This is a genomic window from Caulobacter sp. FV1ye13L (genome assembly GCF_058681155.1).
Genome location: NZ_CM178732.1, coordinates 2,176,610 through 2,198,172 on the forward strand (window position 1 = coordinate 2,176,610; position 21,563 = coordinate 2,198,172).

Consider the following 21,563-nt stretch of genomic DNA (forward strand, 5'->3'; position numbering starts at 1 on the left):
TCACGGCAGCCTGTAGCCGGCGTCCAGATCCGCAGCCCCGTCGCAGACCACACGGCCTTCGCGGACCAGCTGCTGGATGTGGGCCAGCACCGACATGGCGGCGGCCGGGTGCAGTCGCGGATCGACCGCCGCATAGAGCACCGGCACCATCGCCTTGATCTGCCCGTGGCCGGCGGCCAGGGCGTCCAGGATCTGGGCCTCCCGCGCCCGGCGATGGGCGATATAGGCGTCGATGAAGGGCGTGACCTCGCGGATGGGCGCGCCATGGGTCGGCCACAGCGTGTCGAAGCCGCGGGCCTTCACCTTGTCCAGGCTGGCGAAATAGTCGCCCATGTCGCCGTCTGGCGGGGTGATGACCGTGGTCGACCAGCCCATGATGTGATCGCCGCAGAAGAGGGCGTTTTCTTCCTTCAGGCCAAAACAGACATGGTTGGAGGTGTGGCCGGGCGTGGTGATGGCGTCCAGCGTCCAGCCGGGCCCTGACAGGACCTGGCCGTCGACCAGTTCGACATCGGGCCTGAAGCGGCCGTCGGCGCCCTCCTCGAGCCCGGCCCCTTCGGGTCCCCTTGAGGCTTCGCCAGGGTCGGACGGGGCAGGGCGGCCATAGATCGTGGCCCCGGTCAGATCGGCCAGGGGGCGGGCGAGGGGGGAATGATCCAGGTGGTGGTGGGTGACCAGGATATGGGTCACGCGCTCGCCCTTCAGCGTCGCCAGCAGGGCGTCGAGATGTTCGGCGATCTCGGGGCCAGGATCGATCACCGCCACCTCGCCCGAGCCGACGATATAGACCCCGGTGCCGGTATAGGTGAACGGCCCCGGATTGCGGGCGATCACCCGCCGTATCAGCGGCGAGACCTGATCGCAGCGGCCATACTCGAACTCGATCTCGCGAATATAGGGGATCATGGCTGTCTCCGGCGCCGGTCTTGCGGATGACCCCTCCAGTAACCCTTGGAGGACGAGCCATGGTGGCGGACGCGGCGATTTTTGTCTCAAAACGGCTTCAGCGCGCTGCCTTTGCCGTGCTGTGTCTCGTGATGGCCCAGTTCGTCCTGGCCAGCTGCGAGGCGGAACAGTCCCCGATGGCGGCCCGGGTGTCGCTCTAGGCGCACTCTATAGGGAAGCGCTTGCGTGGCTCAGTCGGGCAGGACGCCCGACAGGTCATAGCCGGCCGCTGCGCCCTGGCTGACCAGGGTCTGGCGGTCACTGGCGCCTGACAGCGCCTGGCCGAGCGACCAGGTGACGATCGAGCGTGTCCCCGAACGACAGAAGGCCAGCACCGGTCCGCCTGCGGCCTCTACGGCGCTCTGGACGGCCTCGACCTGATCAGGGCTCGGTCCGCCCCGCACCGGGATGTGCACATAGTCCAGGCCCGCCGCGCGAGCCGCCGCCTCGATCACGGCGCTGGAAGGCTGGCTGGGGTCTTCGCCATCAGGCCGGTTGTTGATGACCAGAACGAATCCCTCGCCGGCCGCCCGGGCGATGTCGGCTTCCGTCACCTGCGGGCTGACGGAAAGGGAGTCGGTGACGCGTCGGAAGTCGCTCATGGGTGCTCGCTCAGCTCGCTGACCAGCCTGCCGCGGAAACGCGCGGTCAGCGCGTCATCATCACGAGAGCCGGGCGCCGTGGCAACGGGCATTGCGGCCCGAACATGCCCTTGAAACGATCATTGGCCGAAATCAATGTGCGGAAATTGACCCACAAAGGGGTGGAAAACACCGATATTTCGAAGGATCGTTGGAATGCGTTTCGGCATTGTCAAGATTGTCGAGGTGGATTTTGCCGACCCTTGCAACCTTTAGATAGCAATGTTCATTGAGCGCTGACCGGTCAAATTTTTCTACAAAACCAAGCTTTTAGGGGAAGCTTGGCCTGTGGCTCAGCCCGGTGCGTCGAATGGTCCGACCGACTTTGACAAGAATGGGGCGTCGGTGTTGCGTTTTTACGACAGCGGTGAGCCATGTGGGTTACCGAGTTGTAATGACAATTGACCCAAAACTGTCATGGCTCCTAACGTCCCCGCCAACCGGGAAAATGTTTTCCGGGACACCAGTAATCTCGTGATGCACTTGGTGCGGATTTCCGCGCCCGCCGGACGAAAAGTTTTCTTCAGGGGCCTGTCCGGCCGAAACGTCGCATCACGCTAGAGGGGATAAGATGAACATGAACTCCACAAAGGGTAGCGTTCGCGCGCGTCTGTTGACGTCGACGCTGCTGGCAGGTCTCGCGTCGATCGCGACGCCGCTGGCCATCACGACTGTCGCCACGGCCATTCCGACCATCGCCAGCGCCCAACAGACCGGCGCCCTGCGTATCGCCGTCACCGGCTCCAATGGCGCGCCCCTGTCGGGCGCCAATGTCGTTGTCCGTTCGCCTGACAGCCTGGTGTCCAAGTCCGCCGTCACCGACAACGACGGTCGCGCTCGCCTGGCCGGCCTGGATCCGTCCACCAACTACACCGTCACGGTTTCGGCCGCCGGCTTCAACGACTACAGCGCCAGCAACGTCGCTGTCGTCAGCGGCAAGGACCTGAGCGTCGGTTACGCCCTGGCCGCCGTCGCCGATGCGAACGCCGTCGAAGAAATCATCGTCACCGGCGTCTCGCTGGCAGCCGTTGACGTCACCTCGGCGACCGTCGGCACCACCCTGACCCTGGACGTCGTGGAATCGCTCCCGACCGGCCGTAACTATCAGAGCTACCTGCAACTGGTTCCGGGCGTGAAGCCCTCGACCGGCGGCAACCCCGCTTCGCGTTCGGGCATGAACTACTCGGACGTCGGCGGCACCACCGGCGCCTCGACCGACAACGTCTACTACCTCGACGGCGTTGACGTCACCGACCCGACCGCCGGCACCTTCGGCGCCAACTTCAACTCCGAAATCATCCAGGAACAACAAGTGATCGTCGGCGGCGTGCCGGTCGAATACGCTGGTGGTTCGGGCCTGGTTTCGCGCGTTGTCACCAAGTCGGGCTCCAACGAGTGGCACGGTTCGGTCAACTACTACCTGCAGAACGACAGCCTGGTCTCTAAGGACAAGCACGCCACGTCGGGCGGCTTCAAGACCTATGACACCGCCTTCACCCTGGGCGGCCCGGTCATCAAGGATCGCCTCTGGGTCTTCGGTTCGTACCAGAAGAAGCACCGCGAAGATGAAGTCCTCGATCCGGCGACCGGCGCTGTCCGCCGCTCGGTCGAGCGCGACGACAAGTACGCCTTCTTCAAGGCCACCTGGCAGATCACCGACAACGACCGCCTGACCGGCTCGTTCTTCAACGACCCGACCGAAATCAGCGGTTCGTCGCTGTCGACCGTGCTGAACAATCGCGACCGTGCGACCAAGCAGGGCGGCGACAACTACAAGATTGAATACGCTCGCACCTGGGGCGATCTGCAGACCAACGCCTACTACTACAACCACAAGGGCGAGTTCACCCAGAACGCCGCCGTCCAGACCGTTCGCGACAACATCAGCTTCCAGAGCAACGCAGGCTCCACGCTCGCGCAGCGCCAACTGGGCGGTTTCGGTTCGAACCTCGAACAGCATCGTGACCGTGAAGAGTACGGCCTGACCGCTGAATACTATCTGGACACGTCGTTCGGCAGCCACACCTTCAAGGCCGGCTATACGAACTCGACCAACACCTATGAAGAAAACGGCTCGGTTCCGGGCGGCGCGACCTACGCCTCGCTCGCTTCGATCTATGCCGGCAAGTCCTATGCCGACTACACCGGTCTGTCTCAGGGCGGTGTTGCTCCTCCGACCATGACGGCCCGCGCCGTCGTTCAGGCTGATAACCCCCGCCTGATCTCGGCGATCAACGCCAACGCCACGGCTCGCGCCGCCGTTGACACCGATGCCAACGGCACCGTGTCGGTTGCGGAACTGAACGCCTACCGCTTCACCAGCACCGCGGGTAACCCCTACGGCAACGTCAACGTTTACCGCGCCCTGCGCACGGTCAACGCGCCCTACTCGGTGAAGAGCGAAGGCCAGACCCTGTACGCCCAGGACACCTGGACCTGGAACCAGCTGACGGTCGGCGCCGGCGTCCGCGCCGAAAAGTGGGAGCACTTCGCTTCCGACGGCAGCAAGTCGGCGACCTTCGACTGGGAAATCGCACCCCGCATCAACGTCGTCTACGACCTGTTCGGCAACGGCCGCAGCAAGGTGTTCGCCTTCGCCGGCCGTTATTACGACCCCGTTCGTAACAACATGTCCGACTTCGCCGGCGCCCTGACGGGTCCTGTCGACGAAGAGCAGGTCTTCATTGGCGGCCAGTGGGTCACCTTCCGCACCCGCGGTGGCGCGACCACGCCTGACGCCCTGTTCTCGCCGAGCACCAAGACCCCGTATACCAACGAGTTCATGATCGGCGGCTCGACCACCTTCGGTTCGAGCATCGGCGTGTCGGCGACCCTGACGCACCGCGAGACCCGCGACATCCTCGAAGACTTCGATCTGGCGCTGTACTCGGATCCGAGCCTGACGGTCGCCACCGCTCCGGACGGCTACGCCGCCCCGGGTTCGGCGTTCTACCTGCCGTATTCGTACTTCGGCTACACCACTGCTCCGAACGCGAACTACGTCCTAGGCACCCTGCCGGGTGGCGAGCGTAACTACACGGGCTTCGAATTCACCGTCACCAAGTTCAAGACCACGAACTGGCAAGGTCAGGCTTCGTACACCCACAACAAGGCCGAGGGTAACTCCAACTCGGACAGCAACGCCGACTTCCAGGGCGACTGGGTTGCGCTCGATCCGCGCGCTCCGAACGTCTACGGAAAGCAGCCGGGCAACATCAAGCACCAGTTCAAGGCTTATGGCTCGTATGACTTCGACTTCGGTCTGCAGGCCAGCGGCGTGTTCAACTGGAACAGCGGCACCCTCTACACGCCGTCGCAACTGATCAGCGGCCGTTACTTCGCGCCGATGGACAATGCCTACGCCTGGGGCGGCGTCACCGACACCTACCTGCAAGCCGGCAAGGTCGGCAGCGAAACGGCTCCGTCGTACTACACCTTCGACATGCGTCTGAAGTATGTGCGCGACCTGCCGATCGGCAAGGCCGAGTTCTTCCTCGACGTCTTCAACGTGCTGAACAAGCAATCGGCAACCGACGAGATGAAGCTGGAAGCCGGCGACGGCATCTACAAGTTTGGCCAAGCCAACAACTGGGTCCAACCGCGTCGTGCTTACCTCGGCGTCCGTTACGCCTTCTAATCGCGGCTCTACGCTTCGATGACATTGGGAATGCCGGCGCGAAAGCGCCGGCATTTTCTTTTGGTCCGTCCCTTGACCGGGCGTGGCGGCGGCCCCCGAAAGGGGGCCGCCGTTTTCGCTATAGCCGCTCTCATGGACGGGTTTGCCACACGGCGACTGACCGCCTTGCGGCCTGGCGACGAGGATCCGGCCGTCCGGACGGCCCTGCGCCTTGATCCCGAGGTCGCGCGGGGTCTCGGCGGCGTCATGACGGCCAGGTCCCCGCCGCCTGTCTGGAGTCCAATCACCGCCATCGGGACGAACACGGCGCCGGCTTGCGGACGCGGAGGGCCAGGGATGGGACCTCTGTGGGCCGCGCTGGCTTGCGCCGCGACGGTCCGAGCCGGGTCACGTCGGCCTAGTCCTTCAAGGGGCGCACGGGGCGCAGCCCGTGCGCCTGAGGGCAGGCCTTTCGCGGGAGCGCGACGCCATCTCTCGTGACCGGCCCCGCGGCGTCTCTCGTCGATCACGATAGCCCACGAAAAAGGGCCGCCAAGCGATGCCTGGCGGCCCTGGTTCCGTCGTTTGTCGACTGCTCTACCGGATCGGCGTGTCGGCCAGCACGCTCGCCCCGCCCGGTGCGGCGCGCAGGCGGGCGGTGGCCAGCTCGTCGAGAATGGCCTCAGAGCGTGGATCGCCCAGGATCCAGGCCGAGGCCGCCAGGGTGCGCATCGAGGTCGCGCTGATGCCCAGGGCGTGCTCGATGGCCTCGAACGGCGACTGGCCGCTGTCCATGCGCTTGAGACGCACCTCGCCGGTCAGATTGGCCAGGCTCTTGGCCTTGTCGACCGCCTGATAGAAGCCGCCCAGTTCGTCGACCAGGCCCAGCTGCTTGGCCTGCTCGCCGGTCCAGACCCGGCCCTTGGCGATCTCGCGCACGCGTTCGGGCGGCAGCTTGCGACCTTCGGCGACGCGGGTGATGAAGCTGGCATAGATGCGGTCCATCCAGCCGGCGAACCTGGCGCGCTGGTCGTTGGTGAAGCCGTCACCCGCACCGAAGGCGCCGGCATAGTCGCCGCCCACATGCACCTGGCGGGTGTCGACGCCAAAGCGTGACAGGGCCTCGCCGATGGCGAACTTGCCGCCATAGACGCCGATCGAGCCGGTCAGGGTGGTGGGCTCGGCGATGATCGACGAGGCGCCGCTGCTGATCCAGTAGCCGCCCGAGGCGGCATAGGTTCCCATGCTGACCACCACTGGCTTGCCGGCGGCCTTGGCGGCCTTCACGGCGGCCAGGATCTGTTCCGACGCGGTGTCTGAGCCGCCCGGCGAGGAAACGCGGAAGACGATGGCCTTGACGTCCTTGTCGGCGGCGGCGTCGTACAGCGCCTTGGCCACGTCGTCGGAATAGACCGTGGACTCGCTGCCGAACGGCGAGGCCGAGCCGCTGGTTCCGGTGACGATGGGGCCCTCGGCGCCGATCACGGCGATCGCGGGTCCGGTCTTGGACGCCGGCCGCTTGGAGCGGTTGGCGTAGTCGTCGAAATCGATCAGCTTGGCGCCCTTGCCGGCGCGCGACAGGGCCTGGGTCTGGACATCATTGACCTGGCCGACCCGGTCGATCAGGCCCTTGGCCTGGGCTTCCTGGGCGCTGTAGGGGCCAGCCTCGAGGTCGCGGATCAGCACGGCGGGGTTCTTCATGCGGTCGGCGGCGGCCGTGGTCAGGGCGGTGCGATAGACCGAGCCCATCCACGACAGCGACGACTCGCGGTGCGCCGGCGTGTAGTCATTGTGGAGGTAGGGATTGACCGCGTTCTTGTACTCGTAGCGCTGCTCGTACTCGGCCTTGACGCCGTACTTGTCGAAGAAGCGCTTGAAGAACATCGCCTCGCTGGCGACGCCCACGGCCTGGAACGAACTGTCGGGCTGCATCCAGAACTCGCTGGACGCTGCGCCCAGCATGTAGGTCGAGGTCACCATGCCCGAGGGATAGAGCCCCTGGCTGTGGGCGTAGATCGGCTTCTTGCCGACCGAGCGGAAGTGCTTGAAGGCCAGGCGCAGTTCGTCGGCGGCGGCCGGAGCCATGCCGCCCTCGGGCAGGCGCACCAGCAGGGCCTTGACCTTGTCGTCGCCCTCGGCGCGCCGCAGGGTCTCGATCACCGACATAACGGAGTTTCCGCCGCCGCTGAACGCCGCGAAGGGGTTCTGGGCCGCCTGATCGGTCAGTCCGCTGCGCAGGTCCAGATGCAGCACCGAATGGGCGGGAACCGGCGCCGGACGCGCCGCGCCGGCGGCCATCACGATCAACAGGAAGGGGACGCCCACCACGAACAACACCAGGCCGACGAACACGCCGGCCACGGTCAGGAAGAACTGCTTCATCGAAGATCCCGTCACCAATTCAGTCGCAGGCTAACGGCTGTCGCGCCGCCGTACAAATGAACAGCGTGCAACCTCGACGCGGCGAACGCGAATCCGTTGGAAACAAAGGGATTTATAAACGGGAGAAGATGGTCGGAGTGGCAGGATTTGAACCTGCGACCCCTGCGTCCCGAACGCAGTGCTCTACCAGACTGAGCCACACTCCGACTTGGAGGGCGGCTTATAGAGGCGCGATCGCCCCCTCGCAAGGGTCAAATATGGCGCTCGAAAAAGAAGTTGAAAGCGCCGTTGCATCCATCCGACTCCTGCGCTATCTCCACCGCCTCGCCGATCCCTACGGGGTTTCGCCGTTCCTGCTGGGGAATGGTGTAATGGTAACACAGCGGTTTTTGGTACCGTCGTTCTAGGTTCGAGTCCTAGTTCCCCAGCCACGTCTCCCGCGACTTTAAACGCATCGCGGCCCCCGCCGCCTTGCGGCGCTGAGAGCGGCGAACAGACTTGCCCGCAGCCCGCGCATGTATCGATTATCGGTGTCGAAAGTTGAGTTGCTGTTCTAGCTGAACGCTGGGGGCGAACTCTGTTGCATTTTGACCAGCCGCAACGTTGTCGGGGACGGTCGTGACCGCGATTTTCCGACCATCGATCTCTATTTCGCAGCCGGCGACAGAAAAGGCCGTTTGAACAAGCGATCTCGATGCCGGTGTGATCCAATCACTACTTGTATTCCAACGTAGGGGGTGTATTTCCAAATCAAAGCATGATTGGAGACGTCATCGTGGAAGACAAAGCCTCGCTCATCGAGCTGACTGCGGAAATCGTGGCCAACTATGTCGCGAATAACATCACACCGGTATCCGATCTTCCGGCGCTGATTCGCGCCACGCATGACGCCCTTGCAGGTATTGGCTCGCCGGAAGCTCCGGTTGTCGAGGCGGTTACGAAGGCTACTTCGGCGCAGATTCGCAAGAGCATCACGCCGGACGCTCTGATCAGCTTTGAAGACGGCAAGCCCTACAAGACGCTGAAGCGCCACCTGACCACGCACGGCATGACCGTTGCCGAATACAAGGCCAAGTGGGGCCTGCCCAACGACTATCCTACGACTGCGCCCGCCTATAGCGAAGCCCGTTCGGCCATGGCCAAGGCCCTGGGCCTGGGTCAAGGCGGCCGCAAGGCCAAGAGCCCGGCCAAGGCGCCGCGCGCCCGCAAGGCGTAAGGCTTTCGACATTGACTGAAGAGGGGCTGGCCGAAAGGCCGGCCCCTTTTTGATTCCGCGTCGCCTGGCCGCCTGAGCGCCGAAGACGCCCGCACAGCTCGGCTGGAGCGCCTCTAGGCCGAGGCCCGGTCTTCTTCCGGCGCGGGCGGCGTGAAGATCCGCGTCACGGTCTCGACAAGTTTCGCCACTTCGATCGGCTTGGGGATCAGGCCGTCCATGCCCGCATCGGCATAGAGCGTTTGCTCATGGGTCAGCACACTGGCTGTCACGGCGAAGATCGGCGTGCGGGGGCGGCCCGTTAGGCGCTCGCGCTCGCGGATCGTCCGGCTGGCCTCGATGCCGTCCATGCCCGGCATGTGGATGTCCATCAGGATGGCGTCCCAGGGCTCAAGCTCCCACATGGCCACCGCTTCGCGACCATCGCCGGCGACCTCGCCATGGACGCCCAGATGGCCCAGCAGGGTCAGCAGGACGGTGCGGTTGGTGTCGTTGTCGTCGACCACCAGGATCCGGGGCGGGGTCTCATCGCCATAGGCGGCTGCGGTAAGGTTCGCGGGCGCGCTGGCGGCCGCCTGGACCTCGGGCATGGGCGTCGAAAACCGGAAGCGCGTACCGCCGCCGGGCAGGGAGGCAAAGTCGATCCGGCCGCCCATCAGCCCCACCAGCTCCTTGCAGATCGCCAGGCCCAGGCCCGCGCCGCCGGCGCGGCGGGTGCTTGAGCTGTCCAGCTGAGCGAACTTGCCAAAGACCAGGCCGCGATGGCTTTCGGGGATTCCGACACCCGTGTCTTCGATACAGAAGGTCACCATGTGGGCGTCACCTTCGACGGTCACCCGCACATGGCCGCGATCGGTGAACTTTATGGCGTTGGAGATCAGGTTGCTCAGCACCTGACGCAGGCGCTCGGCGTCGCCCAGCCGCCAGCCTGTCGCCGTCGGCGCGATGTCCAGCGAGAAGGCCAGGCCCTTTTCCCGCGCCAGGCCGCCATAGAGTTGTCTCAGGGCGTCCAGCATGAAATCCAGTTCGAAGGGTGCGGGGATGATCTCCATCCGGCCCGCCTCGATCCTGGAAATGTCGAGAATGGCGTTGATCACCCCCAGCAGCGACTGGCCGGACGTGGTGATCATGCCCAGGCGATGTCGCTGTTCCGGATCAAGCGCGCCGGTCTCCATGATCTGGGCCATGCCCAGGACACCGTTCAGGGGCGTGCGGATCTCGTGGCTCATGGTGGCCAGGAAGTCGGTCTTGGCGCGGTTGGCGGTCTGGGCCGCGATCGCCAGGGCCTCGGCCCGGGCCTGCAGCCGCCGGTTCTCCTTCAGCTCCCGCTGGAGGTCGGCGTTCAGGGCGTCGCTGGCGAGCCGGGCGTGAACTTCCCGACTGACCGCGCCACGCACCATGGTGGACATGCCAAGGGCGGCGAAGGCGCCGGCCATGCCCATGAACATGTACTGGGCAATCATGTCGCCGGGGGCCTTGCGGGCCATCAGGAACAGTCCCGTCATCGCCAGGGCGACACTGATCAGCGCCACCCGGCGGGTCGGGGCCGAGGCCGCAAACACCAGCGCCATCAGCACGAAATAGACCAGTTTCTGGGGTTCCAGATGCAGCGTGTGGTGGGCGATGACATTGGCCAGGAACAGGCCGTTCATCACCAGGATCAGGGCCTCCAGCCGCCAGCCGGTCCAGTGTCCGCGCCCCAGAGCCCGCCAGGCGACAAACGCATAGGCCGCCGCCGTCACCGACAGGCTGCCTAAAATCAGCAGGTTCGAGGGGGTTTCATAGAAGGGATGCGAGAGGCTGATCAGGCAGTAGTAAACGGCCGCCGCAATCAGATAGCCGCGCGCGATCGGTACATAGGCCTGCATCAGGGCGGCCTCGGCGGGCCTCGATGTTGAGGTGATCGGCAAAGCCAAACCCTGTCTACGACTTCATGTGTCCCACCACTTCAGGTTCCGTAGCCGAGGAAGAGTTAAATCTTGGCCCAGGGCCATGACTGACACCTGTCAATTCAGGCTCTAGACACCGCTCAGCGCCAGTCCCGGCGCATCTGGATTTCGCGTTCCTCCGCCATTCAGAGGGCGCTGCATCCACACCAGATCGACCCATCGGCCAAATTTGAAGCCCATGTCGGGGAAAACCCCCTGTTTTGCGAAGCCCATCGCCGCGTGCAGGCCGATGGAGGCGCTGTTGCCGCTATCGCCGATCACCGCGACCATCTGACGCAACCCCAGCGCTTCGCAGGCCTCGATCAGGGCGGCCAGCAGGGCGCGGCCCACGCCCTGTCCCACGGCGTCCGGCGAAATATAGACGCTGTCCTCGACCGTGTAGCGATAGGCGGCGCGCAAACGAAACGGGCCGGCATAGGCATAGCCCAGCACGACGCCATCCCGTTCGGCGACCAGATAGGGCAGGCCGCGATCAAGGAACGTGGCGCGGCGACGAGCCATCTCGTCCTGCTCGGGTGGGTCTTCCTCGAAGGTGCCCAGGCCGTTGCGGACGTTCCAGCCATAGATCGCCGTGATGGCCGCCAGGTCAGCGTCGGTCGAGGGGCGGATGGTGAGGGTCATTGGAAAGTCCTCCCCCCGATGGGGGAGGCGGCCCGCAGGGCCGGAGGGGGAAGTGATCCCCGCCGTTGGCTGACTTCCCCCACCGTCGGCTTCGCCGACAGCTCCCCCTGCAGGGGGAGGACCTTGAAGTCAGGCACCCTTAAGCCTCCCAGCCCTTGTCCACCGCCCAGACCGCGAAGGCGTAGTCCAGGGCGATCTCCTTGAGGAAGTCGAACCGGCCCGAGGCCCCGCCGTGGCCGGCGTCCATGTTGATCTTCAGCAGGACGGGTCTGCCGCTGGTGCTGGCCGGGCGCAGTTTGGCCACCCACTTTTCGGGCTCCCAATAGGTGACGCGCGGATCCGACAGACCGCCGGTGGCCAGCACCGCCGGATAGGGCTTGGCCTCGACATTGTCATAGGGGCTGTAGCTGGCGATGTAGTCATAGGCCGCCGCGTCCTCCAGCGGATTGCCCCATTCGGGCCATTCGGGCGGGGTCAGCGGCAGGGTGACGTCGCTCATGGTGTTGACCACGTCGACGAACGGCACCGCCGCGATGATCCCGGCGAACAGGTCGGGCCGCATGTTGGTGATCGCCCCCATCAGCAGGCCGCCGGCCGAGCCGCCATAGGCTACGGTGTTCGACGGCTTGCCGTAGCCGGCGCCATGCAGGTGCTCGGCGCAGGCGATGAAGTCGGTGAAGGTGTTCTTCTTCTTGTCCTTCTTGCCGTCCAGGAACCAGCTCCAGCCCTTTTCCGAGCCGCCGCGCGGGCAGGCCGTGGCCCAGATCCAGCCGCGGTCGACCAGGCTGAAATTGCGGATCGAGAAGCTGGCCTCCATCGAGACGCCGTAGCTGCCATAGCCGTAGAGGAGCAGCGGCGCCGAGCCGTCCAGCTTTGTGCCCTTCTTCATCAGGATGAAGACCGGCACCTCTGTGCCGTCGCTGGCCTTGGCGTTGAGGCGGCGGGTCTCGTACTGGCTGGGATCGTGGCCGGAGGGGATTTCCTGGGTCTTGCGCAGGGTCCGCTCGCGCGTCGCCATGTCATAGTCGAACCACTGCCGGGGCGTGGTCATCGAGTTGTAGACGAAGCGCACGGTGGCGGTGTCGTACTCGTAGCCGCCCTCGAGGCTGAGGGCATAGGCGGCCTCGTCGAAGTCGACGACGTGCTCTTCGCCGGCCCCATCTTTGTCAGGGCGCGCCGTGATGACGATGCGGTTGACGGCGTCCACCTTTTCCAGCCGCGCGAAGTGGTTCTGGAAGGCGATCATGCCGACGATCAGCCGGCCGGGGGTGTGGGCCACCCAGTCCTTCCAGTGGGCCTTGCCGGGCGTGGCCTCGGGCGCGGTGACCAGCTTCCAGTCGACGGCGCCGTTGGCGTTGGTGCGGATCACGAAGTGGTCGTTCCAGTGGTCCAGCTCGTAGCGCAGGCCGACCTGACGCGGCTCGACGACCACGGGCTTGGCGGTCGGATCGCTGGCCGGGATCAGCAGGTTTTCGCTGGTTTCCTGGTTGCCGCAGCTGATGACGATGAACTTCTCGGACGACACCGTGCCGACGCCGATGAAGAAGCCCTCGTCGGGCTCGTCATAGATCAGCACATCGTCCTTGGCGCCGCCGCGGGCCGGGCGGCGATGGATGCGGGCCGGGCGGCCATTGTCGTCCCGGAAGGTCCAGAACAGCCACTGGCTGTCGGGCGCGAAGCAGAAGTCGCCGGTGGTGCTTTCCACCGGGCTTTCCAGCACCTTGCCGGTCTCAAGGTCCTTGACGTGGATGCGATAGACTTCCGAGCCCTGCTCATCGACAGCAAAGGCATAGAGCTTGTGGTCCGGCGAATGGCTGGCGGCGCCGACCTGGTAGAAGGCCTTGCCCTTGGACTCGGCCTCTTCGTCCAGCAGGATCTGTTCGGCCCCGCCGCCCCTGGGCTTGCGGGCGTGGATCGGGTGCTGCGCCCCGGTCTCGAAGCGGGTGTAGTATTCCCACAGACCGTCGGGGGCGGGGACGGAGGCGTCGTCCTGCTTGATGCGGCCCTTCATCTCCTCGAACATCGCCGTCTGCAGCGCCTCGGTCGAGGCCAGCATGGCCTTGGTGTAGGCGTTCTCGGCGGTCAGGTGTTCCTTGACGTCAGCCTTGACCAGCGACGGGTCGCGCAGGACCTTCTGCCAGTTGTCGTCCTTCATCCACGCATAGTCGTCGGTCCGCACCCGGCCCAGCTGCTCGATGCGCTTGGGCTCCTTCTTGGCGACGGGCGGGACGGGGCGAGCGGCTTTGGATGCGGACATGGAGATCCCGGGAATGAAAACTGGACTTGAAGTAAGCACGGCGGCCGCGCTCGTCATCATCTGACGTCGGTTCATGATGCTTGTTTCCCCCACCAACGCGTAAACGATCTCTGCGTCAGATCGCCAGCTTGCGGGCCATGACGGGTCTGGTCAAACTTATCTGGCGAAGCGCGCCGACGTGCGCCCAGCGGGGTAAGTAAAAGAGTAGGGGCGACGATGGTTTACGACCTGTCCGTCGATCTGATCCAGGCGACGGTTCAGCTTGAGCAGCCGCTCAAGGACGGTTCGCGAACGGTCGGCACCGGGTTCCTGATCGCCGACATCGATCCCGACGGCAAACCCCGCACCATCCTGATCACCGCCGCCCACGTCTTTGACCGCATGCCGTCGTTCTCGGCCAAGATCGGCTATCGCATCCAGTCCCGTGACGGCGTCTGGCGCTATGATCCCCAGACCCTGAAGATTCGCGACGGCGACCATCCGCTGTGGGTCAAGCACGCGGGCCGCGATGTCGCCGCCCTCGTGGTCGAGGCGCCGCCGGAATTCGCCAAGGCGGCGATCCCGCTGGCCTGGCTGGCCAAGGACGACACCTTCAGCCACTACAAGCTGGGTCCCGGCGACGAGATGATGGCCCTGGGTTTCCCGCGCGGCCTGTCGGCCAATCCGGCCGGCTTTCCCATTCTGCGGTCGGGCCGCGTGGCCTCCTATCCGCTGGCCCCGGCCACGGCCTTTCCGACCTTTCTGATGGATTTCGCGGTCTTCCCCGGCAATTCGGGCGGACCGGTGTTCATGGCGCAGGGCGCGCGCCGTCGGCCGGGCGCCACCGAAAGCCAGGAAGTGCAGTTCATCGCCGGTATCCTGACCCAGCAGGTCGAGCTGTCGGGCGAGCGGCTGGAGATCGGCATCGTCACCCACGCCAAATATATCCGCGAGACCATCGGCCTCCTGGGCAAGCCGTCGCCCCTGACGGCAGCCGCGCCGTCCACCCGGATCGAACCGATGGTCGAGGGCGCGACGGCCGCCTCGGCTGCGGTCTCGGCCAGCGCCATGGGCGTGGGACGCTAGAAAGGCTGGGAACCTTAGCGTCAGCGGAGCCGTTCTTGTGGGGACATTCACCCCAACAGGAGCACAGCCATGAGCACCAATCGTGTTGAAGGCGCTATCGACAAGGGCGTCGGCGCCGCCAAGGAAGCGATCGGCAAGGCGACAGGCAATGAACGCCTCGAAGCCGAAGGCCTGGCCCAGAAGGCCAAGGGCGACATCCAGAACAAGGTCGGCCAGGCGCAGGACGCCATCGGCGACGCGATCAAGAAATAAGGTCTGGTCCCGACCAGACTGACGAACGGCCCCGGGCGCGATCCCGGGGCCGTTTTTCGTTTCCGGCGCCAGCCGATGACGCCGGAGGTAATGGCGCGTCGGCCAAGCTCGACCTAACTTGCCGTCATGACCACCACCGTCCTTACCATCGGCGAGCATCTGCGCGACTGGCGTCAACGGCGCCGGCTCAGCCAGCTGGACCTGGCCTGCGAGGCCGAGATCTCGACCCGGCACCTGTCGTTCCTGGAAACCGGCCGCGCCGCGCCCAGCCGCGACATGGTGCTGCGCCTGGCCGAAGGCCTGGGCGTGCCGCTGCGCGAACGCAACGTTCTGCTGTTGGCGGCCGGCTTCGCGCCGCTGTTCCCGGAACGGTCGCTGGACGATCCGGGGCTGGAGGCCGCCAAGATCGCTGTCGAGACGCTGCTGGCGGCTCACATGCCGTTTCCTGCCCTGGCCATCGACCGGCGATGGACCCTGCTGGCCCACAACGCCTCGGCGGGCCTTCTGCTGGAGGGTGTCGACCCGAAACTGCTGGAGGGGCCGGTCAATATGCTGCGCCTGAGCCTGCACCCCGAAGGCGTGGCTCCCCGCATTGTCAATCTGGCCGAGCTGCGCGGCCATATCCTGTCGCGCCTGCGCCGGGAGCTGGCCGATAATGGTGACGCAGGTCTGGCCGACCTGATCCGCGAGTTGTCGGCCTATCCTGGCGGCGAGGCCCATCCCCGCGGCGGCGAGGGGATGATCGCCGTGCCGCTGCGGCTGAATACGCCCTTGGGCGAACTGTCGTTCCTGACGACCACAATGACCTTCAGCGGCGCGCTGGACGTGACCGTGTCTGAACTGACGATCGAGACGTTCCTGCCGGCCGATCCCGCCACGGCCGCCGCTCTGCGGGGCGTGGCGGGAGGCTGAGGGCCTACAGCATCGTGCTGAGCTTCGTATTCAGCGCGATGCTGTAGGTTTTTTTCGCGTCGTTTTCGCGGAAAACCGGCATCCACTTTTCCGCACGACGCTTTATGCGCCGTAGATGATCGAGATGGTCTCGGCCACGCAGGCGGGGCGCTCTTCACCTTCGATTTCGATGGTGCACTCGTTCTTCATCTGCAGGCCGCCCGATTTGGGCTCGGCGCTGAGCAGCTTCTGGCGCATGCGCACGCGCTTGCCGACCCGGACCATGCCGGTGAAGCGGACCTTGTCGCAGCCGTAGTTGATGCCGCGCGTCACGCCGGTGACGTGCAGGATGCCGGCGCCCAGCATCGGGATCAGCGACAGGGTCAGATAACCGTGGGCGATCGGGCCGCCGATTTCCCGGGTGGCGCGCTCGACATCGACATGGATCCACTGGTGATCACCGGTGGCCTCGGCGAACTGGTTGACCCGCTCCTGGCTGATCTCGACCCAGTCCGAAACACCGATTTCCTGACCAACCAGGCTGGCGATATCCGCATAGGCGACTTGTTTCATGGCGTTCTCCCAAACACGTCTTGTGCAAACAGTTGTTTGATTGATCCCATGGCCGGGCGGTTGGGGCAAGGTCGAGCCCAAGCTTTGTGCTGCATCCGGCCGATCCTGGCCTGCGCCACCCATGCGCCGGTCACTGTGTCAAATGGACACAGACGGTCCGTCCCAAAATTGGGATCTGTTGCAGTTTTGGTCGGACTATTTTCCAGAGCCGCCGCCGAAAACTACCCAAAACAAGTAATACAACAATAATGGGAAATTAACGTTTGGCTACTGTTGCCGGCAAAGAAGCGGAGCCAAAAGGGGCGGGGACTGATTTGCTTGATGAATCGAGGTTATCGGAAATTAACATATGAGCTTGATTGGCGGGTGACTGATTAGCTGCGGGCCGGCGGGTCGAATTTCTCCAGGCGTGGCACGCGCCTTGCGAAGTACCATTCGCCGAATGATCGGCTTAGTGGAGAAAACAGATGAACCGCACCATCCTGCTCACCATCGCCGCGCTGACGGTCGCTGGTACTGCCCAAGCTCAGACCATCAATACCAACCAGACCAACAGCTCGAATATTCGCGCCAAGCTCAATGCGACGGTCAGCGATGTTCAAGACAAGGTCGCCCTGACTGCGGCTGGTATCGGCAACAGCGTCACGCTAGAAGGCGCCACGGCCAACACCATCAACAATACGCAGCGTTTCTTCGGCGATGTTTCGTCTGAACTGAACGCGACCGTCCGCGATGTTGGCAAGAGTGTCGACGCGACTTCGGCCGCGATCGCCAATACAGCTTCGATCAAGGCCGACTATGTCAACGTCGTGAACAATGTTCAGTACGCCAACTATGATCCGACCGCCGTCCTCAACGCCACCCTGACCGATATCAGCGGCGAAGTGAACGCGACCGCTGCAGCGATCAGCAACACGGCCACCATCGAAGCCGATCTGGGCCAGGTCAACTCGACCCAGATCAACTACGCCGCCGTCAACGCCACCGCCAACACGACCATTCGCAATGTCAGCGACTCGGTCTCGGCGACGGCCGCCGCCATCGGCAACACCCTGTCCGTCAAGGGTTTCTAAGTCGGCACAAGGACGCTCGTTGAGCGCTCGCGAGCGTCCTTTACTCCCGCCTTCAGTCGCGCCTTTTCCATCCTCTTTCAGGACCTGTCCCATGCTCAAGATGTTCACGCCGGCCCTGACCGTCGCTCTGCTGGCCCTGCCTGTTCAGGGTGGAGCGCAGACCCTGGGTCGCGACGGAATCGGCAGCCTCGAAGCCGGCTACGGCAATGCCCGGGCCATGGAGACCGAGCGCTTCAATCCTTCCACCCGCGACAGCCAGGGCAACCGCATCATCAAGGATGGTGTGATCCAGAGCGGCGTCGGCGGCAGCCAGATCACCACCAACACCAATACCGCCGTCTATGGCGCGGCCTTTTTCGAGAGCGGGGCCAGCAACAGCGCCACCGCGATCGGCAATCTGGTCAATGTCACGGTCGAGGGATCCAACAATACGGTCGTGCTCAACAGTGTTCAGACCAATACCGGATCGGTTTCGGCCACGGCTGTTCTCAATGGCTCGGCCGCCAAATCGACCGGATCCAACCAGTAGCGCCCTGACCAACGCTCTCGGTCTCATAAGGAAACCAGCACCATGTTGATCGCTCGCGCCCTGGGGGCCGCAGGCCTTGCGGCGGCGATCCTCGCCGTTGCGCCGCCGAGCCTGGCTGCCGAGGCGGGCGGCGACTATGCGCGGCCGATCGGCGATGCGCCGGCCACCCGCAACCCGACGCCCTACACGCCGGCCCTGATCTGCCTGGCGCGCCAGCCGCTGAGCCGGCCGATGCCGCGTATCTCGGTCGGACGGATCTCGGACATGACCGGCAAGTCCGACTTCGAGACCGGCGCCAAGATCAGCCAGGGGGCCTCGCTGTTTGCGATCACGGCGCTTGGCAAGGCGGGCTTTCCGGTGGTCGAGCGGCTCGATAATTCCGTGGCCGAGATCGAGCTCAACTATGCCCGCCAGCGCCTGCTGTCCGATACGCCCGAACTGGCCGGCAGCAGCGGTGACAATTTCCGCCGCATCCTGGCGGGTCAGATCGCCGGCTCGTCCTACTATATCGTCGGCGGCATCACGGAGCTGAACTACAACATCCGCTCGACCGGCGCTGACGCCCAGATTGGCGACCGGGGTTTGAATGGCGTGCGGGCCGGCGCGGCGGGCCAGACCTATGTGCTCAACATCGCCATCGATCTTCGGCTAGTAAACTCACGCTCCCAGGAGGTGGTCGACATGGTCTCGTATCAGAAACAGCTGGTCGGCCGCAGCCTTGACCTTGGCCTGACCGCTGGAAATGACAAGCTCGGCGCAGCAGCCTCCTATGGCCGCAGCGGCATGGAGCCGATGCAGGCCGCCGTTCGCACCCTGGTCGAGCGCGGCGTGTTCGAGATGATCGCCGGCTTCCGTGGCGGTGAGGCGAAGAATCTTTGCCTTGATCCGGTAACCGAACCGCAGGGTCCGGCGCTCCCGGCCTATGCGGCCTCGCGGACCGTTCAAGCCCAACCGAGGACCTGGTGATGTCTCAAGACCTGGGCCTGACTGCCGGCCGTCACAGTGCACGGATCGCCGCGACCCTGGTCGCGCTGATGCTGGCCGGCTGCGCCTCGACCACCGCCGACAAGGTCACGGGTCTCTATGCCCAGCCCATCGGCGACGCCCCGGCGACCACCAATCCGACGCAGTATTCGTCGGCCCTGGCCTGTCTGGCGTCGAGTGCCGCCGCCACCGGGCGAGCGGCGCCCCGGGTGGCGGTCGGCGCCATTGCCGATCTGACCGGCAAGCGCGACATCACGACCGGGGCCAAGGTCAGCCAGGGTGCGTCGCTGTTCGCGATCAGCGCCCTGGGCAAGGCCGGCCTGCGGCTGGTGGAGCGGGGCGATCGGGGCATTTCCGATACCGAACTGGCCTATGCCCAGAACCACACCCTGTCGGACTCTCCGGAAAAGGCCGGCTCTGACCCCGAAAACTATCGCCCCATCTATGCCGGACAGATCGCCGGCTCTGACTTCTACATTGTCGGCGGGCTTACAGAGCTGAACTACAATATCCGCTCGTCGGGCGTGGATGCGCGTGGCGGTGATGTGGGGACGGGCGGGCTGAAAGGGTCGCTGACCGGCAGCACCTATGTGATCAACATCGCCATCGACATGCGCATGGTCGACTCCCGCTCGCAGGAGATCATCGACATCACCTCCTACCAGAAGCAGATCATCGGCCGGGAGATCAAACCCGGCGTGTTCGACTTCCTGAATGGCAATGTCATCGACATTTCCGGCGGCAAGAGCGAGCTGGAGCCCATGCAGCTGGCGGCACGCACCCTGGTCGAGCGCAGCATCTATGACTTCGCCAGCACGCTGCTGCAGGTCAAGCCGACCCAATGCCTGAACGAGCCGGCCGACGGCGCCCGGCCTCGCCAGGCGCGCCCCGTCCAGAGTGTCCAGGCCCCGCCGCCAGCCGCCCAGGCGCCCAGGCCCGCCGCTCCTGTGGTCGCGGCGCCAGGCTATAACGGCCCGTACCTGGATCGCTCGCGCTGGCTGGCCCCGGACCGGGGCGCGGCTCCCAACCGGCCCTAGGCCCTAGGTCTTGGCCCAGTAAGCATCCCGGATCAGCCGCTTGTAGAGCTTGCCCGTCGCGTGGCGGGGCAGTTCCTGCATGAAGTCGATGCGGCGCGGCGATTTTACGTGGCTGAGATTGGCCCGCACGAAGGCCATCAGCTCGTCGGCGAGATCAGAGTGATCCTCGGCCCAGGCCAGGGGCTGGATCACCGCCACGACCTTTTCGCCCATCTCTTCGCACGGCGCTCCGACCACGGCGGCGTCGGCCACCATCGGGTGGGTGATCAGCAGGTTCTCGATCTCCTGCGGATAGATGTTCACCCCGCCGCTGATGATCATGAAGCTCTTGCGGTCGGTCAGGTAGAGATAGCCCTCCTCGTCGACCCAGCCCACGTCGCCCAGGGTGGTCCAGCCGTGCTGGTTGTAGCTCTCGGCGGTCTTGTCCGGGGCGTTGTGATAGTTCACCGCCGGGCCGTTGGCGAAATAGACCGCGCCCTCGGTGCGGGGCGGGACCGGATTGCCGTCCTCATCGCAGATGCGCAGTTCGCCCAGCACGGCCTGGCCGACGCTGCCCTTGTGGGTCAGCCAGTTCTGCGAATTGATCCAGCAGAAGCCGTTTCCTTCGGTGCCGGCATAGTATTCGAAGATCACCGGGCCCCACCAGGCGATCATCTGCTCCTTGACCGGAACCGGGCAGGGGGCGGCGGCGTGGACGGCCGATTGCATCGACGAGACGTCGTATTTCGCGCGGGTCTCTTCGGGCAGTTTCAGCATCCGCACGAAGTGGGTCGGCACGAACTGGCCGCAGGTGACCTTGTACTTTTCGATCAGGGCCAGGGCGGCCTCGGGATCGAACTTCTCCATCACGATCACCGTGCCGCCCAGCTTGTGGACGCTCATGCACCAGCGCAGCGGGGCTGCGTGATAGAGCGGGGCGGGGGACAGATAGACGCTGTCGCCGGAGAAGCCGAACAGGCCCTGGGCCATCATCTGCAGGGCGTTGGGCTGTTCGATCGGGCCGCCGTTCAGGGCCGGCTTGACGCCCTTGGGTCGGCCGGTGGTGCCCGACGAATAGAGCATGTCCGAGCCGGCGCTCTCATCGGCGATCGGGGTCTCGGGCATGGCGGCGCGGGCCGCCTCGAAGTCGGCATAGGCGCCATGGGCGCCGCCCACCGTGTAGAGCTTCAGGCCCGGAACCAGGGCGGGGATTTCGTCGATCAGCGACCCCATCGCCACCGAGGTGATGAACACCTTGGCCCCGCAGTCCTGCAGGATGTACTGGGTTTCGGCCGCCGTCAGCTTGGTCGAGACGCAGACATAATAGAGCCCCGCGCGTTGGGCGGCCCAGGCGATCTCGAAGAACCGGGCATTGTTCTCCATCAGGATGGCGATGACGTCGCCGGTCTGCAGGCCCAGTGAGCGAAACAGCTGCGCGCCCTGGTTGGAGCGGGCGTCCAGCTGGCCGTAGGTCACGACCTCGCCGGAGCCGGCCATGATGTAGGCGGGCTTTTGCGGTTGTGTCTGGGCGTGGATAAAGGGGTGCATGAGGTGAG

At 65.0% G+C, this 21,563-nt stretch carries 17 protein-coding genes, 2 tRNA genes and 1 pseudogene; 11 read left to right on the forward strand and 9 right to left on the reverse strand.

Annotated features, from left to right (window positions below):
• On the reverse strand, nt 1-906 hold the full coding sequence (locus ACW176_RS10460) for an MBL fold metallo-hydrolase (protein ID WP_492109075.1): 906 nt from the start codon (nt 904-906) through the stop codon (nt 1-3).
• Nucleotides 907-965: 59 nt separating this feature from the next.
• Here ACW176_RS10460 and ACW176_RS10465 point away from each other — a divergent pair, with 59 nt between their 5' ends.
• Nucleotides 966-1,106 (forward strand): hypothetical protein, encoded by a 141-nt coding sequence (locus ACW176_RS10465; RefSeq protein ID WP_419320352.1) that lies wholly within the window; start codon nt 966-968, stop codon nt 1,104-1,106.
• Nucleotides 1,107-1,136: 30 nt separating this feature from the next.
• Here the strand turns inward: ACW176_RS10465 and ACW176_RS10470 are convergent, their stop codons facing one another.
• On the reverse strand, nt 1,137-1,547 hold the full coding sequence (locus ACW176_RS10470; protein ID WP_492109076.1) for a TIGR01244 family sulfur transferase: 411 nt from the start codon (nt 1,545-1,547) through the stop codon (nt 1,137-1,139).
• A gap of 616 nt (nt 1,548-2,163) precedes the next feature.
• Here ACW176_RS10470 and ACW176_RS10475 point away from each other — a divergent pair.
• A complete protein-coding gene (locus ACW176_RS10475) occupies nt 2,164-5,223 on the forward strand; it encodes an outer membrane beta-barrel protein (protein WP_492109077.1) in 3,060 nt (1,019 codons plus the stop codon).
• Between the two features lie 576 nt (nt 5,224-5,799).
• Here ACW176_RS10475 and sppA read toward each other — a convergent pair.
• Together sppA and ACW176_RS10485 are read right to left on the reverse strand one after the other, a co-directional pair.
• Nucleotides 5,800-7,584, reverse strand: a complete 1,785-nt coding sequence (sppA, locus tag ACW176_RS10480) for a signal peptide peptidase SppA (RefSeq protein WP_492109078.1) — start codon at nt 7,582-7,584, stop codon at nt 5,800-5,802.
• Nucleotides 7,585-7,713: 129 nt separating this feature from the next.
• Nucleotides 7,714-7,790 (reverse strand) — tRNA-Pro (locus ACW176_RS10485).
• Nucleotides 7,791-7,941: 151 nt separating this feature from the next.
• On the opposite strand from ACW176_RS10485, the gene ACW176_RS10490 reads away from it, so the two are divergent.
• A tRNA-Gln gene (locus ACW176_RS10490) sits at nt 7,942-8,015 on the forward strand.
• A 344-nt stretch (nt 8,016-8,359) separates the two neighbouring features.
• Nucleotides 8,360-8,800 (forward strand): Ros/MucR family transcriptional regulator, encoded by a 441-nt coding sequence (locus tag ACW176_RS10495; protein WP_419320360.1) that lies wholly within the window; start codon nt 8,360-8,362, stop codon nt 8,798-8,800.
• Nucleotides 8,801-8,913: 113 nt separating this feature from the next.
• On the opposite strand, the gene ACW176_RS10500 is transcribed toward ACW176_RS10495, so the two are convergent.
• From ACW176_RS10500 to ACW176_RS10510, 3 genes are all read right to left on the reverse strand, one after another.
• Nucleotides 8,914-10,707: an ATP-binding protein gene (locus ACW176_RS10500; protein WP_492109079.1), complete on the reverse strand. Its 1,794-nt coding sequence runs from the start codon at nt 10,705-10,707 to the stop codon at nt 8,914-8,916.
• A 108-nt stretch (nt 10,708-10,815) separates the two neighbouring features.
• A complete protein-coding gene (locus ACW176_RS10505; protein WP_419320365.1) occupies nt 10,816-11,367 on the reverse strand; it encodes a GNAT family N-acetyltransferase in 552 nt (183 codons plus the stop codon).
• A 139-nt stretch (nt 11,368-11,506) separates the two neighbouring features.
• On the reverse strand, nt 11,507-13,699 hold the full coding sequence (locus tag ACW176_RS10510) for a S9 family peptidase (RefSeq protein WP_492109080.1): 2,193 nt from the start codon (nt 13,697-13,699) through the stop codon (nt 11,507-11,509).
• Between the two features lie 141 nt (nt 13,700-13,840).
• Here ACW176_RS10510 and ACW176_RS10515 point away from each other — a divergent pair, with 141 nt between their 5' ends.
• The 3 genes and pseudogenes from ACW176_RS10515 to ACW176_RS10525 all read left to right on the forward strand — a co-directional run bounded on the left by ACW176_RS10515 (nt 13,841) and on the right by ACW176_RS10525 (nt 15,853).
• Entirely contained in the window at nt 13,841-14,689 is an 849-nt protein-coding gene (locus ACW176_RS10515; protein WP_492109081.1) for a trypsin-like serine peptidase, read from the forward strand.
• 69 nt (nt 14,690-14,758) lie between these two features.
• A pseudogene (locus tag ACW176_RS10520) lies at nt 14,759-14,946 on the forward strand (CsbD family protein); the annotation flags it as partial.
• Nucleotides 14,947-15,067: 121 nt separating this feature from the next.
• Complete coding sequence (locus ACW176_RS10525) at nt 15,068-15,853, forward strand: helix-turn-helix domain-containing protein (RefSeq protein ID WP_492109082.1); 786 nt, start codon at nt 15,068-15,070, stop codon at nt 15,851-15,853.
• A 102-nt stretch (nt 15,854-15,955) separates the two neighbouring features.
• Here the strand turns inward: ACW176_RS10525 and ACW176_RS10530 are convergent, their stop codons facing one another.
• Complete coding sequence (locus tag ACW176_RS10530) at nt 15,956-16,405, reverse strand: MaoC family dehydratase (protein ID WP_419254495.1); 450 nt, start codon at nt 16,403-16,405, stop codon at nt 15,956-15,958.
• A gap of 467 nt (nt 16,406-16,872) precedes the next feature.
• Between ACW176_RS10530 and ACW176_RS10535 the strand changes: the two genes are divergently transcribed.
• The 4 genes from ACW176_RS10535 to hfaB (ACW176_RS10550) all read left to right on the forward strand — a co-directional run bounded on the left by ACW176_RS10535 (nt 16,873) and on the right by hfaB (ACW176_RS10550) (nt 20,028).
• Nucleotides 16,873-17,478: a hypothetical protein gene (locus ACW176_RS10535; protein WP_419320375.1), complete on the forward strand. Its 606-nt coding sequence runs from the start codon at nt 16,873-16,875 to the stop codon at nt 17,476-17,478.
• A gap of 91 nt (nt 17,479-17,569) precedes the next feature.
• Nucleotides 17,570-18,007, forward strand: coding sequence for a holdfast anchoring protein HfaA (gene hfaA / locus ACW176_RS10540; RefSeq protein WP_492109083.1), 438 nt, complete (start codon nt 17,570-17,572; stop codon nt 18,005-18,007).
• Between the two features lie 42 nt (nt 18,008-18,049).
• Nucleotides 18,050-18,973: a holdfast anchoring protein HfaB gene (hfaB, locus tag ACW176_RS10545; RefSeq protein WP_419320379.1), complete on the forward strand. Its 924-nt coding sequence runs from the start codon at nt 18,050-18,052 to the stop codon at nt 18,971-18,973.
• Nucleotides 18,973-20,028 carry a holdfast anchoring protein HfaB gene (gene hfaB, locus ACW176_RS10550; protein WP_492109084.1) on the forward strand — a complete coding sequence of 352 codons (1,056 nt, stop codon included), beginning with the start codon at nt 18,973-18,975 and terminating at the stop codon, nt 20,026-20,028. The genes hfaB (ACW176_RS10545) and hfaB (ACW176_RS10550) overlap by 1 nt, the downstream gene beginning before the upstream one ends.
• Before the next feature lie 3 nt (nt 20,029-20,031).
• Here hfaB (ACW176_RS10550) and ACW176_RS10555 read toward each other — a convergent pair whose 3' ends face one another.
• Nucleotides 20,032-21,555: an acyl-CoA synthetase gene (locus tag ACW176_RS10555; RefSeq protein WP_492109085.1), complete on the reverse strand. Its 1,524-nt coding sequence runs from the start codon at nt 21,553-21,555 to the stop codon at nt 20,032-20,034.
• Nucleotides 21,556-21,563 lie beyond the last annotated feature (8 nt).

What these genes read in the sequence shown, in the direction of transcription:
- ACW176_RS10465 (WP_419320352.1), top strand. Translation starts at nt 966, where the DNA reads ATGGTGGCGGACGCGGCGATTTTTGTCTCAAAACGGCTTCAGCGCGCT.
- ACW176_RS10530 (WP_419254495.1), bottom strand. Translation starts at nt 16,405, where the DNA reads ATGAAACAAGTCGCCTATGCGGATATCGCCAGCCTGGTTGGTCAGGAA.
- ACW176_RS10525 (WP_492109082.1), top strand. Translation starts at nt 15,068, where the DNA reads ATGACCACCACCGTCCTTACCATCGGCGAGCATCTGCGCGACTGGCGT.
- hfaB (WP_419320379.1), top strand. Translation starts at nt 18,050, where the DNA reads ATGTTGATCGCTCGCGCCCTGGGGGCCGCAGGCCTTGCGGCGGCGATC.
- ACW176_RS10505 (WP_419320365.1), bottom strand. Translation starts at nt 11,367, where the DNA reads ATGACCCTCACCATCCGCCCCTCGACCGACGCTGACCTGGCGGCCATC.
- ACW176_RS10535 (WP_419320375.1), top strand. Translation starts at nt 16,873, where the DNA reads ATGAACCGCACCATCCTGCTCACCATCGCCGCGCTGACGGTCGCTGGT.
- hfaA (WP_492109083.1), top strand. Translation starts at nt 17,570, where the DNA reads ATGCTCAAGATGTTCACGCCGGCCCTGACCGTCGCTCTGCTGGCCCTG.
- ACW176_RS10555 (WP_492109085.1), bottom strand. Translation starts at nt 21,555, where the DNA reads ATGCACCCCTTTATCCACGCCCAGACACAACCGCAAAAGCCCGCCTAC.
- ACW176_RS10460 (WP_492109075.1), bottom strand. Translation starts at nt 906, where the DNA reads ATGATCCCCTATATTCGCGAGATCGAGTTCGAGTATGGCCGCTGCGAT.
- hfaB (WP_492109084.1), top strand. Translation starts at nt 18,973, where the DNA reads ATGTCTCAAGACCTGGGCCTGACTGCCGGCCGTCACAGTGCACGGATC.
- ACW176_RS10475 (WP_492109077.1), top strand. Translation starts at nt 2,164, where the DNA reads ATGAACTCCACAAAGGGTAGCGTTCGCGCGCGTCTGTTGACGTCGACG.
- ACW176_RS10510 (WP_492109080.1), bottom strand. Translation starts at nt 13,699, where the DNA reads ATGAACCGACGTCAGATGATGACGAGCGCGGCCGCCGTGCTTACTTCA.
- ACW176_RS10470 (WP_492109076.1), bottom strand. Translation starts at nt 1,547, where the DNA reads ATGAGCGACTTCCGACGCGTCACCGACTCCCTTTCCGTCAGCCCGCAG.
- sppA (WP_492109078.1), bottom strand. Translation starts at nt 7,584, where the DNA reads ATGAAGCAGTTCTTCCTGACCGTGGCCGGCGTGTTCGTCGGCCTGGTG.
- ACW176_RS10515 (WP_492109081.1), top strand. Translation starts at nt 13,841, where the DNA reads ATGGTTTACGACCTGTCCGTCGATCTGATCCAGGCGACGGTTCAGCTT.